Source organism: Idiomarina sp. PL1-037 (assembly GCF_034422975.1).
Taxonomy (GTDB): Bacteria; Pseudomonadota; Gammaproteobacteria; order Enterobacterales; family Alteromonadaceae; genus Idiomarina.
Genome location: NZ_CP139873.1, coordinates 2,370,574 through 2,385,008 on the forward strand (window position 1 = coordinate 2,370,574; position 14,435 = coordinate 2,385,008).

At 43.1% G+C, this 14,435-nt stretch carries 13 protein-coding genes; 3 read left to right on the forward strand and 10 right to left on the reverse strand.

What is annotated here, in order from left to right; translation table 11 throughout:
• Window positions 1-58: 58 nt before the first annotated feature.
• On the forward strand, window positions 59-571 hold the full coding sequence (locus tag U0358_RS11170) for a virulence RhuM family protein (protein ID WP_322406321.1): 513 nt from the start codon (window positions 59-61) through the stop codon (window positions 569-571).
• A 419-nt stretch (window positions 572-990) separates the two neighbouring features.
• Here the strand turns inward: U0358_RS11170 and fic are convergent, their stop codons facing one another.
• From fic to U0358_RS11215, 9 genes are all read right to left on the reverse strand, one after another.
• On the reverse strand, window positions 991-2,094 hold the full coding sequence (gene fic / locus U0358_RS11175) for a protein adenylyltransferase Fic (RefSeq protein WP_322406322.1): 1,104 nt from the start codon (window positions 2,092-2,094) through the stop codon (window positions 991-993).
• A gap of 350 nt (window positions 2,095-2,444) precedes the next feature.
• Complete coding sequence (locus tag U0358_RS11180; protein WP_322406323.1) at window positions 2,445-3,944, reverse strand: AAA family ATPase; 1,500 nt, start codon at window positions 3,942-3,944, stop codon at window positions 2,445-2,447.
• Window positions 3,945-4,054: 110 nt separating this feature from the next.
• Entirely contained in the window at window positions 4,055-4,690 is a 636-nt protein-coding gene (locus tag U0358_RS11185) for a hypothetical protein (RefSeq protein WP_322406324.1), read from the reverse strand.
• A gap of 71 nt (window positions 4,691-4,761) precedes the next feature.
• Window positions 4,762-5,580 (reverse strand): hypothetical protein, encoded by an 819-nt coding sequence (locus U0358_RS11190; protein WP_322406325.1) that lies wholly within the window; start codon window positions 5,578-5,580, stop codon window positions 4,762-4,764.
• The gene (locus tag U0358_RS11195) at window positions 5,573-6,436 is read right to left on the reverse strand and encodes an SMODS domain-containing nucleotidyltransferase (protein ID WP_322406326.1); all 864 of its coding nucleotides are present in this window, start codon (window positions 6,434-6,436) and stop codon (window positions 5,573-5,575) included. The genes U0358_RS11190 and U0358_RS11195 overlap by 8 nt, the downstream gene beginning before the upstream one ends.
• An 86-nt stretch (window positions 6,437-6,522) precedes the next feature.
• Window positions 6,523-7,500, reverse strand: coding sequence for a hypothetical protein (locus tag U0358_RS11200; protein ID WP_322406328.1), 978 nt, complete (start codon window positions 7,498-7,500; stop codon window positions 6,523-6,525).
• Window positions 7,501-7,928: 428 nt separating this feature from the next.
• Window positions 7,929-9,173 carry an SNIPE associated domain-containing protein gene (locus tag U0358_RS11205; RefSeq protein ID WP_322406329.1) on the reverse strand — a complete coding sequence of 415 codons (1,245 nt, stop codon included), beginning with the start codon at window positions 9,171-9,173 and terminating at the stop codon, window positions 7,929-7,931.
• Complete coding sequence (locus U0358_RS11210) at window positions 9,170-10,072, reverse strand: SNIPE associated domain-containing protein (protein WP_322406330.1); 903 nt, start codon at window positions 10,070-10,072, stop codon at window positions 9,170-9,172. The genes U0358_RS11205 and U0358_RS11210 overlap by 4 nt, the downstream gene beginning before the upstream one ends.
• The gene (locus tag U0358_RS11215; RefSeq protein WP_322406331.1) at window positions 10,069-10,509 is read right to left on the reverse strand and encodes a hypothetical protein; all 441 of its coding nucleotides are present in this window, start codon (window positions 10,507-10,509) and stop codon (window positions 10,069-10,071) included. The genes U0358_RS11210 and U0358_RS11215 overlap by 4 nt, the downstream gene beginning before the upstream one ends.
• A gap of 497 nt (window positions 10,510-11,006) precedes the next feature.
• On the opposite strand from U0358_RS11215, the gene U0358_RS11220 reads away from it, so the two are divergent.
• Window positions 11,007-11,459, forward strand: coding sequence for an antitoxin Xre/MbcA/ParS toxin-binding domain-containing protein (locus tag U0358_RS11220; RefSeq protein ID WP_322406332.1), 453 nt, complete (start codon window positions 11,007-11,009; stop codon window positions 11,457-11,459).
• A gap of 334 nt (window positions 11,460-11,793) precedes the next feature.
• Here the strand turns inward: U0358_RS11220 and U0358_RS11225 are convergent, their stop codons facing one another.
• A complete protein-coding gene (locus U0358_RS11225) occupies window positions 11,794-12,810 on the reverse strand; it encodes a hypothetical protein (RefSeq protein ID WP_322406333.1) in 1,017 nt (338 codons plus the stop codon).
• A 729-nt stretch (window positions 12,811-13,539) separates the two neighbouring features.
• Here U0358_RS11225 and U0358_RS11230 point away from each other — a divergent pair.
• Window positions 13,540-14,427: a WYL domain-containing protein gene (locus U0358_RS11230; RefSeq protein ID WP_322407478.1), complete on the forward strand. Its 888-nt coding sequence runs from the start codon at window positions 13,540-13,542 to the stop codon at window positions 14,425-14,427.
• Window positions 14,428-14,435: the final 8 nt, after the last annotated feature.

Here is a 14,435-nt window from a genome sequence, read left to right on the forward strand (position 1 = left end):
ACAGACAGCAGCTGAATGGTTCAGCGCACGCTAAAAGCGTGTTTAAGGAACAAAGCTAATGGAAGAAAATAAGCAAGTCCAAATCTTCGAAAGCCAGGATGGTCAAGCGCAAATCGAAGTCGCGTTACAGGAGGATACCGTCTGGTTAAGTCAATCTCAAATGGCCGAATTGTTCGATACATCGACCGACAACATTAGCTTACACTTAAAAAACATCTATCGGGAAGCTGAACTAGCAGAAAATTCAACTACCGAGGATTTCTCGGTAGTTCGCCAAGAAGGTAAGCGCGCAGTGCGTCGTCAAATCAAGCACTACAACCTCGACGCCATTATATCTGTCGGCTATCGGATCAGTTCCAAGCGCGCTACTCAATTTAGACAATGGGCAACAAAAACACTTAAAGATCACTTGATCCAAGGCTACACCCTCAATGAGCGCCGCTTGCAAGAGCGCGGTATTGAGTTTGAACAAGCACTCAGTCTATTAAGCAGAACGCTTAGCAACCAGGGACTTGTGACGGAAGCCGGCGAAGCAGTCGCTCTGGACTTCAAAGCTCCCCCCGTTGGCTAAAGCTATTTTTGGAAGTATCGACAAAGGGGCTCCCCAACGCTACGGAAGGCGTTAGCCAAGCGTTCCATAATACTTCTTTTAATCTACAAGCTCATCACTATTACAAAAGCAGATAAACTTATAAAACTCCTTTTCAAGTTACAATTTGCGACACATAAGCGACATGCTACACAAGAAAGGATTTAAGTTAGTGGAAACTTCGGCTGAAAGCCTTTAAAAATGGTGGCCCCTCCCAGATTTGAACTGGGGACCAACCGATTATGAGTCCTGCATTGGTGAGTTTTTTAACATTTAGTTTCGGTTAAAAACTCTCATTTTTTCATGTGGTTATGTATTTTATCGATGTTTTTGATCCGACACCGGTTTTGACGATTTTGATCTTAACTTCCGCTGTAACTACCGCTTGAGATTAGTTTGCTTCAAAAAGGTTTAATACTATTACTGTCTTTTGTCATTAGCGTCATCAATCGCGGATGCACAAATAATTTTTCCTTTCCTGAATCGACCTCTTGCAGCACGCCAATATCGGCTAACTGCTTTAAATAGGTTGAAGCGGTCTGACGTTTTGCAATATCACGCTCAACCAGATTGCTAATACGGCAATAAGGCTGTTCAAAAATAAGCTGAACAAGCTCGTAGCTGTATATTTTTGGTAGCTGAGCCTTTACATAATCGGTGGTGTTTTCCATGAGCGTTCTAATCGCTGTGATTTTTTCACAGGTCCATGTTGCGGTTTGCTCGACACCTTTTAGCATAAATAACAACCACTCTTCCCAGCTCTGATCTTTAGTGACTTGGTTCAAGAGGCGATAATAGTCTTGCTTATTATGAACGATGAAGCGACTCAAATACAAAATAGGCAGTGTTAGAAGACCCGATTCAATAAGGTATAAAACGTTTAAAATACGACCTGTTCTGCCATTCCCGTCATAGAAAGGGTGTATAGCTTCAAATTGATAATGGCTAATCGCCATCTTTATCAGTGGATCCAGATCGTCGTCATTATGAAGAAATCGCTCCCAGTTGGTTAACAAGTCGCGAATCACATCTTCACCGGTTGGCGGCGTATAGATAATTTCGCCTGTCGTTTGGTTCCTTATAAAAGTCCCCGGTACTTTACGAATATCCATTTCAGAGTGCTTTAAGGTACTGCATACCTCAATAGCCGTCGCTGTGCATAGCGGCTTTTTCTCAAGTTGTATAAAGCCTTGGTATAACGCGGTTCGGTAACGTAATGCTTCCTTGGTTGCATGATCAGCACCTTTACCCCCTTGCGCATACTGAAAAAGCTTATCGGTCGTGGTAACAATATTTTCAATTTCTGAACTATCTTTTGCTTCAAGCAAAGGCAGCAGGTTAATTAACATGCTTTGGTTGGGAATGAGCTCTCCAGCCATTTTTAACTCCGCTACAGCAGCACGTGCAGAAATACAGGCCTTCAGCACAGCCCTAGTTTCTATGACATCTAGGTTGGGTGGTAATGTCGGTAATTGATTGTACGGCTGATCTGCTTGCCAAGTCATGTTTAAATTTCCAGCTTAAATCGACATAAATAAACTATGAGTTCAGTTTATGTCGTTCCGATCGACATATCAATTTAATGTGTCGACATTTTATTGTTTTTTCGACATAAGTTATTTTTAGGTCGATATCTCGAACATCCGTACACGTGTGTACGGACGCACTAGCCCGCCAATTACGCAACTAATTGGCTTTCCGTGAGGGAATTACATCGACTTCTTCAGCTCTTCTTGTCTAAAAGTTAGGAACTGCTTCGTAAATACTCACGCTGGGTCCTTGAAAGCTAACGCCTGCATTTGCGGCTAATTTGGAGCATAGCGGAAAACCAGCCAAGGTAATTGACGCTACATAGTTATGCAACTTGTCGATCTTCACGTAGTTCAGCTGACTTTGATTCAAGCCATTCATTCAGATCATTTGTATAAGCAGACCACTCATCTGTCGTTGCAACCAAATCAATGATTTTTGAAAGACCAGTTTCCCGCTCCCAGCCCAACCTATGTATTATGTCATTTACATATTTATGATCTTCATCAACAACAACTATTTCCTTCGCCGCTTCAATAATCTCGTTTTTTTCTTCATCTTCTGTCTCATCAATAGCAATGATTAGAGAGTGAAGATATTTCTCAGGCTTGGTATCTACAGGTAGGGTAAACTGTTTAATTGCTGACAGCGCAGTTTCTCGTGCTATAACAACATTCTCATCGTGCCCAGTCAGCACTCTATTAATTAATGTTCTTTTTTCATCATCAGTTCGATACACATCACCATCTAATATGAAGAGAGAGTTTTTACACGGCTCACCACCAAGTAATAGCCCACCAACAGCTGTAAAACAATTTACAGCGGCTCCATACCTGCTTGTAGTGACATATTTAGCAAGCCTAAGCCGAGAAGCAACTTTTTTTACTATAGTTGAGGCCAAGTCGTCCTCGACAAAAACCTCTATAGGACGGGGCTGTACACCTGTTAATCTATTTATGGCGTCGGGCTTCGACTCATTGAAACATAGGGTTTTCCCAGGCCGACAAACTATATGTCTAATGTTGATTTTATTTTCAAGCTCTAAAACACTCTCTCTGTGTGTTGTAAATATTACTTGTAAATTTTTATCTGCAGCTCTTTCAAGAATAACTTCGATCAGTTTTTTCATTGCTTGGTCATGGAGAAGTAGATCAAGTTCATCAATGAGAATCAGTGAGTACTTTTTTGCTCTAAAGACTTTTTCGAGTATGTAGAACACTTTTTGTTCACCCGCGCTCATACTCAATGCAGAGTAACGAAGTCCATCCACCTCTACACCAATAAACTCCTTGCCGGAAGCTTCATGAACATGATAGCTGGCATATCTTCTATTCAGAACGATAGATGCTTTTTCTAAAATAGTATTTATTACTTCTTCATTTACAACTTGAGTAGAGTAGTTAATCTTTGCCTGCTTTTTCTCTGCCTCAATCATTGGTACACACTTGTCAATTCCAATATAGAATACATCCCTAACGGGCCTGTTCGCGTATCTTGGAGTCCACCGAACTTGAGTCTTTTTATATTCCCTTGTGACGTTATTATGTTCGTTTTGACCGTCCCTATAGCTGTGTACGATACTCATCTCACTGCCATTCCATAGCGCATCAGTGTTTGGCAAAAAAAACCAACTAAACTTATAGTTCTCACCTTCTTGACTTGGTGAAAATGCGCATGCTAAAGCGTGTAATATCGTGGATTTTCCATTGCCATTTGGGCCAAGAATCGCAGTTATTGGTGAAGAATCAAAAGAAATTTCTAGGTCGATAAGGTTCTTTAAGTTTTGAACTTTCATCGAATGTATTACTTGCTGTGAGACTGTCATATCAAATTTTCTTATTTATCCCATACGGTCTGTATTAATGCCTCTTGCATAACGCTTTACTTTGCGGCGCGCCGGATCGCCAGCGGAGTGCGTCCGACAACAGCCACTTGTTATGACCGTCCATGCATAAGCGCATAGTACTGTTGGTCAAATAATGTGATTTTTTCCGATACCCACCTGATAACAGATTTTTCTGAGAGAAGATCTGTAACCCAGCTGGAGCAGTCGTCTTCGACCCATGTAGCTTTACTTTTAACACCTAGCTGCTGCATAAGACCGGCTATTCTTCTTGATGGAGCTTCGTCTTTACCAAGTAGCTCCCCCTTAAAATGTACAAGCTCGTTTCGCAATGATGAGATGGTTTCAAAGGACTGAAACGGCTCTTCACCAGAGTTCCAACGACAGCCGCCGGTGAGTGCGGCTACTTGATTCCATTTTTGAGGAACCGAATAGCGTCGCTCGCCTTCCTTAACCTCATCCCAGCGCTTTCGCTCATCCGGGTCCTCATCGAAACAAATCCTCGCTATCGCAACCTCTTCATTTAGCTTGGCCTCCATGAAACACACGGCATTCACGATGCAAGATGTGGTGTAAATCATAACCTCTTGCCCATCTTCGGTCTCTTCGGCTAAATCAGAGAACTTTCGACAGCCCGCCAAAAATTCAACCGAAAACGGATGCATTGCCGCCCTAATTGGTCGGCCTGCACAGGTATCTTCGCTACTGTCGTCTACTTGTTCAGCCATTGGATACTTTCGCCATAACGCCGCGCTCTGCGGAAAATTTGTCTGACAGCAGCGCTTTGTTATATGCAGGTCTATCGTTCAGCACGTTCTCTCCAAAGAGCATTTAGCCTGTCCTTGTTTTTTAGGTATATTTTCGAAGGAGTGACAGGGGTTCCCTCGATAATCGAATTGTAATCGCACATATATATAAGTATGTCCTCTTTTATATTTCCGCTCTGAATAATACTATTGAGCCTCTCCTCTATGGAGTCGACTGCATTGGATGAAGAGGTCAACTTTATTGACTTAGAAAAAAGACTGCCCGTGATTAACCACATTAATACGAGGCACAATATCTGACCAACAGTTTTACCAAGCTCAGAAGAATCAAAAAACGTTATTAAAAAGAGGGAAAAAACCGATATTGCTAACACGCAAGCAAAAATGAGCCATGTTTTCTTGGCATACTCTCTAAGAAGAAATTTCGACCAAAATGCACTCTCTTCTATAATCTCGGCTAATTTTTGATTTCCATATTCCGAATCTGATTTGAAATACTCTTCATCTTCCCATTGTTTTGCACTATTACTGCTTGCTTTGAAACACAACATTAAATCACTGTAGGACTTGGCACTTAACTGTATGCCTAAGCCATTTCTGATGACAATTGCCCGCCGTGCACGCTCCGCAGTGCTATGAGAGGTTTTCGATTCCTCGGAAATATATAACCAAGCGAGAGCTAGTAAGATGCTCACAATCGATAGGGAATGAACAATATTAATTTCTTGAATCACTATGCATAAAATCGACACAAGAACAATGATAACCTGAACCCTACCCGCCCAGATTTGAAGCTTTTCAGCTCTTTGAAATTCAGACCTTTGTAGTCCTAGTAATTTAATATCATCCATAAGCAGGGAACTTGTCTCCAAATATTTGGCGCCATATAGCTATTGCACCTTCGTGGTCATTGTCATCACCATAAGTCTTAGCCCAGGCAGACCTAGCTTTGTCTCGTGCGGTTTCTAGCCGCTTTTTGGCTTCAGATCTTGTCAAATAGGTTAAATAGTCATCGGCAAAGGCGCCTTCATACCAAAGGGGGCTATCTACTAGATTAGCCGCCTCTTCAAAAAATTTAAAAATGTCCCATGGAATATCATTCATCGAAGAATCAAATATCCTTAAGGCCATTGCCTCAATATGATAAGACTGCAAATAAGAACTGTGCGTCCGATTCCAATGCTTGATCATGGTAATAGATTTTCTGAAATTTGAGCCGCACGTTCCTGCCCTCGATGTCATGTTGGCTGTATGATTCTTTGGCTTGCTTGTAATCCATTGCTCTGTGTTCATATCAGGTATGGAATATGAAGTAACAATCCCGTCATCATTAACAACTCGACTACACGGCACTATGTCAACGTTAGGCCAAGTCTTGTAATAGAGAGTTACCGCCTGCCCATTCTTTCTGACATTAGTTCTATATTCAGATAGCGTATCTCTTACTTCTTGCAACACTTCAGAAGGTTTTTTGCCCTTGATATGCTTCGTATAATGGAGCGCTACCATTACATCCAAATCAGCATGATCTTTTAAAGCTGTAAACCGAGGGATGGAGCCAGACGAAAAAGACTCTACAACATGAAGCTTCTTCTTTAGCGTGCTTACAATATCATCTCTACGGCGATTAGCTGTATCTCTGTGATCGCCAGATAGATTTATATTTTTATAAAAAGTGTCAAATGAGACTGCAACAGTGTACGGCACTCTTTATTCCTTTCTTGAAAATATAACGCCCGCATTTGCGGCTGGTTTGGAGCGCAGCGGAAAACCAGTCCGACAACATGCGCTTGTTATGTTTTGCTTACGCCAAGGCTAAGCTGGTACCCTTTTTGATACTCAAAATGCAAAGCATTGGTAACATTATTCAGGTGCGAAAATATACACGATGACTTGTTAATTATTCCTCTATCAGCGGAAACTAAGGCATTACAATAAGATGCCATTCCAGCGTGCTGCCCATCTGACATTATATTCTTGATCTTGTCCCTTTTCGCGAGACCTTTGTCGGGGCTTATTCCTAACATATTGAGCACAATATATGCCCCTGATATTGCACTGTGCTGAGTATGCTGAACTCCCTCAATACCCGGAATTGGCTCAAAGCCAAAGAACTGATTTTTTGTGACATTTGGTATTGAAGGTGAAATTAAATCCCAAACTTCATCAATTGCTGATTCAGACCTCTCGATAGCTTTCCGATTTTCGCTTGTAACGCCTAACGCGCTTCTTGTTTTATCAATTGGCATCCTGTTCTTTAGGTGCTTTTCAATTGTGACTTCCATTTCATTCGACACTTTAGATGCTTTCTCGACTAGATCTTCGCGCCTTTCATCAGGAATAATACTAGTTATTCGTTCTATTTCATTTCGCATTTGCTCTGGCGTTTCACTTAGCTCTTTAAAGTTGTCTGCTCCAAAAGAGCGTATGAGGTGCTCCACCATGTGATCTGCCGCCCCCTCATAACCAGAAATTGCCTCTAAGTGTTGCTCATACCTCGAATAAGGATCTATATAATCCCTTATTACAATATTACCTTCAGATTGAAAGTCTTGATTCAGAACATCACAAATCTCGACTGCTTTCAGCAATTTCATTCCTTCGAGTGAATCTTGGTTTCCATTCCGGTGAATTTCATCAAGGTGGACATGAGAATAAACCCACTCGAATCTTTCTGGTTCCAGAATAGAAATGTCTCCACAAGCCAAGTACCGGAATACATTCATATCTGCATAAATTATTGGCTTATCCGAAACTAAATATGAGTTCATCCAAGAATCTCGGTTAATTGAAAAGAAACATAACATTTGTATATTGTGCGTGCGCATTTAGAAACTCGTCCAATTAATAGTTTTCGGTTCTTAACTTACTGATCAATTAGGCATTCCTGACTTGAAAGGCTCCGAGTTAGCAAAGGCAATATGAGCATGCTCAATTACATTCTAATGTGCGCACAATATCTAACTTTAAGTTTTCGTTATGTCATTGACAGTAAACGACTAAAACACACAAAACAATAACAAAACGTGAACTATTGCTGAGATAAATGTGCCGTGTTTGGTTCGCGCCACCCAGACTCATTAATAACAGCGAGGCTAGTTACTCGTTGAATTAGTCCAAAAAGTCGGATGGTCCGTTCCGCCCTCATAGCAGACCTTACATTATCGCCTAAGAATCAATTTGCCGGACTCAACGAAATTTAACCAACCGCTACTGGTGTTGCCTCAATCTCATGGGACTCAATTTGCTTTAACGCTTCGTTAGCATCGATATAGAAGAATTCTTTGCGTTTATTGATGAGATTAACCCGCTTGTCGTCAAACACTTTATGAACGTCAGACTCTAATCTTGGTGCGTCCTCACAATAGAAGAAACCATGCACATCGAAAGTGTCTGGTACTGAAGCATCCCCCAATTCGCGGACTCGCTCATTCGGGTCGGCACGACGGGTCATTCCGACCTTCACAACCCCCTCACCGAATGAATTAACGTTCGTTATAACATAAACAAAACCAGCTCTGGTTTGCTGCGCCATCGATACCGCTCTTTGCTCACGACTTTTTAGCTCCTCAAGCTCTTTCTGATGAATTTCCAGCTCTTGCCGTTGTGCCTCGGTCATACCGTCTAACTTAGCCAGCTCTTTTGCGACAAGCTTTTCCATGCGCTCTCTGTCTTTTTTGGCCTTCTCAGCTGCCGCCTTTATCTTTTGCTCTTCTCGCTCAGCTTCACGCTCTAAACGGCGTTCTTCGCGCTCTTCTTCCTTCTTCAAGGTCTTTAGCTCGGATATTTCGAAACTCAAATTAAGCTCTTTAAGGCGAAGCTCTAGATATTTTTTGTCTATGAATGTTTTAATCAATTGCCCGCGGTCATTAATCTCTTTGAACGCTCGTCTCACTCGTTCATTCAGCCGTCCGATATTATTCCAATTAGCCAACGCAATGGCTGATTTCACCTCATTATCAAAACACCTTAGCCGCAGCCGTATCTCACGATTAAAAAGCGTCTTAACACCGGCCTTGCGACCATTTATGGTTATGTTATCCCCCATGTAGCAAACACACGCGCGTTTGGCTTTCACCATCGCTTTTATCGAGTCTTTCACACTTGATAGCTGGCTCTGTAAGTCGTCAATATCGTCCGTGCTATGCGTTACTTGTATTAGCGAGTCATCAACCGTACCTGCGCCAATGTCATATTGCGCTATTACTCGGCGGTTTGACTCTAACTCTTGCTTTCGGCGGGCATACTGTGTTTGTAAATCTCGGTATTCGCGCTCAACCTCATCAAGCTCAGCCTGACCTTTATCAACCTCAGAAAAGACCGCAGACAGCCGCTCATAGTCTTTCGCAACCGATGCCGCCCGACGATGAGCTTTAATCACAAAATAGGCACTTAAACCAAGTGCCAGTATGGTGACACCCCAAATAATTAGCGCTGTCATCATATTGCCTCCGGTAAAGCTGAGTCTTCACGTTCTTTACGTGCACGCTTAGCTTGCTTCATAGCGTTTCGCATCAACTCCGACTCATGGTATTCCTTAGCCTCTGCTGTCAGGTACCAGTCCGTATCAATTCCCTTTTCCTCTATGACTGCTCGCACCACTTCCGGTGACACCCGGAAAAACTCTTTACGGAAATTCTCCGTGTTTACCCGTTGGTCATTAAAGACATCATGTAATGTCTTTTCTAATGCTGGAGCATCCTCAACAAAAGCCAGCGCATGAACGTCAAATCGGAACGGCACTGATGCATCTCCAAGCTCTCTCACCCTATCCATTGGCTCTAAACGTCGCGTCATACCAATCTTAACCACACCTTCACCAAAGCTACCTTCATTTGATATGACATAGATATAACCGGCTCGCGTGATCTGCGCTTGTGACATCGCCCGAGTTTGCTTTTCTTCTAACCGCGCTTTCTCCGCCTTGATATCTTCAATCATCCGCTCTAGTCGTGCCCGCTCAGCGCCAGCCAGTTCCTCTGCTTTTTTCTGCGCTTTAAGTAACTCACTATCCCGTGATGCAATCTCTTCAGACAATTCCTCAGAATCATCCCCCGAACTTTGCTGAGAGCGCAATAATTCTCTCTGCCGCTTACGCTCCTGCTTCAGCTCTTCACGATGCTCAAGCTCTGCATGCCAGCACCTAAGCTCATCTTCTTTGAGCAATGCATAACGCCGCGATACCTGAACGCCCGTTGTCTCACCGAGTTTGGAAAGCTGGTCAACCAACCGTTCAAGCTTGTCCACGGCTTTATCGAACGTCGCCGCTCGCATTTGTCGTCTTATCACTTCAAACTCTGCATTAAACGCATCGAGCAGTAACTGACGATAATCTTTTATCATCCGGTCCCCGTCCTTGCGGCTTCCCATCCAGTCCCATTGAGTAAAAGAATTAGTAGCCAAGCCCGCGCTAATACACTCAAACTGCTCTTCTCGACACTTGCGAATATTCTTTTTAACTCTTCACTATCATCGAATCGAAAAATAGGAGGCACCAAACCCACTTCAATCCGCTTTAGTTGCGCTGTTGTGGGCTCAATGGCTTTATCAAGTTTATCCAAGTAATCCCGACCCACACGCTGCTTCTCCTCAAAGTCTGCTTTTTCCTGGCGCTGTTTAGAAAGAAGCTCATCAACTGATTGCTCCGATAACATCGACTCTCGCTGCGAGATATATTCCAGGCGTGCTCGGTATTTTTTATTTTGGGAGATACCATAAAAAACTATGATGATCGTGGCGGCAACAAGGCCTAACGGTAAGTACGCTACTATGCTATCCATCGCAACTTTGTCCCTTTAGCGGTTAATCAGGAAAGACTCTTTATAACATGGTTAAAAATTAAGCCAAGTTGAAAGTTACACGCTGTATAAGACCTTTCAACATGGCTAACAAACATTGCGTATTTTGAGTCCGTTAGTGTCTTTTTCTTCCGCTTACCATGTTGCTCTGTTAATATGCTCACATCGCTAGCCTCTCACACTTGGCAATCGGAGCCGCAATGTCATGCTACGCGATACTTCCTAGCCACCGTCACCGGTGGCTTTTTTGTTTCTGTGTCACACGCGTCCGAGTTCTCGACCTCATAGTGGCTGTTAAACCAACAGAAAATGCTATTCTAAGTACCTGGTTACCTGATTGGAGTATTTGATGGGCGACGAGTCATTATTAATTTGGGTAGCGGTGATGCCGGTCGTGATGCTGGGTATTCACTTGCTTGTCACCTATATTCAAAGCAAGAAGAAAGGCTCTGAGTGAGCTTTCACTCTGAGGCACTCCAATGCACCACGAACACTACATCCCCAAGACTGCGCAACAGCCTTTGAAGCTGACTTTAAAGGAAAAGCTAGGGCTGCCTGAAGACTACCCAACGATGAACAGTGCCATCGGACAAGGTTTCAAGTTCGACGTCGTCGATTCGATAGCGCACGAGACGGAGCTGTCAGAAACCGAAATTTTGAATGCGCTTAACCTTCCTGACTGGAATAAGGTACAAAAAAGAAAGCGCAGCCGCTTTACCAGGGTAGAAAGCAACCGTATTTATGCGTTAATTGAAGCCGTAACGGCCGCTGAGGCGCTTTTTGAGGGTGAAGCATGCGCTGCTATTAACTGGCTTAAAAAGCGTTGTAGAGGACTCGGTGGGCGCTCACCTATCGAAAACCTGAACTCATTCATAGAGCTTCAACAGGTACTCGCCCTAATTCATCGCCTGGAGTGCGGTGTTTTCAACTAGCGGCAAACGTTAAAGTTGCGGACTAACATCATGCCAGCCCGCTCATCATCTATTTCAGAACAGATAATCTTCGCTAACTCATTTTCCCTTTCCTTTTCCCCCTTTGTATTCAGGGTTGTTAGGGTTTAATTGGTTACCACGGTTCCTTTGGTTGTGATGATACGCCGGATTATTAGGATTCTTTGAATTTGGACGATTAGCAGTTGACGTTTTAGCCATTTTTCTATCCTCTAAGCTTTAAGTTAATTAACTTGCTGAAACAGCAAAGAGGATGTTTTCACGCCAGCTCGTCGATGAGGAGGACATCTGAATGGAATTTTAAAAATTCGCCGAATCAGTCAGTGAATTGCTCATAAATCCTGGGGTAAACGGCAAACACTTTTTCAATGTCGGCAGGCGTACAACTATCCTTGAGCATCGCCATTTGCTTTTTCGTCATGACTTCACAGAACAGTGGAATCAGCTCAACCGGCTGCATGGGGACTTGCCTGAATTCGGTGTCCAGGACGCGGAAGCTACTCGCATAATTTGCTCTGTTTAACCGGGTCTTACCAGCACGAATTCTTTTTACCGCTTTTTCGACAGCAGCTTTCGGGTCTTTACCCTCGCTCGAATAAACAGAATCTCTCGCTTCCGTTATTTTTTCATAAAACGAGACCCAACTACCTTCAGTGCCAACCCATTTTTGTTTAATCGCTGATACATATCGCTCATTACTCCATATCAATTCATTGTTTTCGGCAACAGGCAAAAACGTTTTCATCATGCCCGGCTCTGGAAAGCGCTCATCAAAACCTTCCGTGGTTACACGAAGAAACTTTTCAAAAAAGGCGAGCCACACAAGTATTTTTCTGGTTTCGAATTCAGTGCTGCCTCCCCAATTGCCACCAATCCATTTTTCGATATAAGGCAAAACGCTACGCGAATCTTTTTGTTGCAGATAAACCGCAACCGCCTGTTTCTCCTCGGCTAAAAATTCATTGAGTTTTTCAAATTGCAGCTTTGGCTGTTTCGATAAAAATATATTCAGAACAATCTCTAAAAGCAACCAGGCACCAAGGCCATCCTTTTCGTCGGGCATCTCAAAATCACTCCAGGTATTTTGCAATTCCGGTGCATACTTCAAACTCAACGCTTTAAATTTTTCAGGCGTTACCGCTTCTGGATTCGAGCGAAGCTCTTTAAAAAGTTGTCGGTCAGAAGTAATTCCCCCAGCACCATCTTTATTTTGCGTTCGCAGAAACTGCATCACCAAATCGCTGAAACTTTCAAACCAACCTGATTCAAACAGAAGTTCATCTGGCATACCCGCCAGTAAGACACCTCTATTGGCAACTGAGTTAACATCCATTTCAACCCTCCTGCTTCAAAATCACCCCTCGCTTAAGCGCCGCAAAGCAATGCTCACGTTAACTGTATTTCGTACTAAATACCATCTGGTGTACGGCACATTGTGCTGGCTCGCGAAATACTTTCGGCTTATATGGGCAGCGCAACTTGCCGTACACCAGACTATTAGTACTGCACTTATTCCTGTTTGCTTGCGTATTTATGACTGCTAAAGCGACAGGAGCCTGTCATTGCCAGCCAGTATCAGTGATAACGGTATTACGTACTAAATACCATTTGGTGTACGGCACATTGTGATGGTTCGCAAAATACCTCCGACTTATATGGCCAGCGCAACTTGGCGTACACCAGACTATTAGTAAGGCACTTGTTCCTGGTTGTTTCGTATATGTGATTCTCAAAAGCGGCATGAGCCTACCCTTGCTAGCCAGTATCAGTGACTATGTTTAGTAATAAATACTATCTGTTGTACGGAACCTAGTATGTGTTGGCAAAACACCTGGTTACCGTAATTTGCCAATGAAACCATCTGTACAACAAAGTGGTAACTGATCCTGGTTTTGGACAAGTTTATGTCAGTGGATGTGTTCGAAATCCAGCTTCTGTCACCACTTTGTTGTACAAACCCCCGCCCTGATACATTTTTAGGCGCCGCCACTTAGCCACTTTACATGCACACCAAAATGAACCACACTAACCGCAAAATAATGATAAAAAATGGCCATGGATGATGCTGGAAAAACTCGCCTTTTCGCAAAAACAGCGCTTAGCGTACATCGATTTTTGTTTGCTGTTTAAAGGCTCGATTTACCGCCAGGACTTAATTAAACGATTCGAAGTTGGGTTATCGGCAGGCTCCCGTGACTTTAATCTCTACAAAGAATTAGCACCGCAAAATCTCGAATACGACGCTAAGCAAAAACGTTATTTCCAGACTGGTGAATTCAAACCGCTATTCGACCATGACGCCAGACGCAGTTTAATTAAATTAGCGAATGATATTTCCGATGGTTTCGATGCTATTGGCGATTTACATTTTCCGGTGGAAGCACCTTCCAGTTTGAACGTTCCTGACATTTTTGTTGTGGCTAAAACCGTACAAGGCATTCTTAATGAACAGGCACTCGAAATTAATTACACATCGCTTAGCAGCGGCTCCGGGAAACGAGAAATTGTACCGCATTCAATTGTTGATAATGGCATGCGTTGGCACGTTCGTGCGTTTGACCGAAAAACCGAAAGTTTTCGCGATTTTGTATTAACCCGAATTAGTAATGTGAAGCTCATCGGCAATTACGAATTTGGCGAAGACAGCGACTCCGATACCGAATGGCAACGGATGATTTCTCTGCAATTAACACCTCACCCTAACAACGTTAAATTCCCAAAAGCCATTGAAATGGATTACGGTATGCAAAACGAATTGCTCACCATCGACGTTCGCGCTGCCATGGCCGGTTATTTATTGCGTCGTTGGAATGTCGATTGCACCGAAGGAGCCGCATTAAATGGCCCCGAATATCAATTGTGGTTGCGTAACCGCACAAGCTTAATGAACACCAGTAATTTAGCAATAGCGCCGGGTTACGAAAACAATTCGTCCGGTCGCTCACACTAATTAAAAGG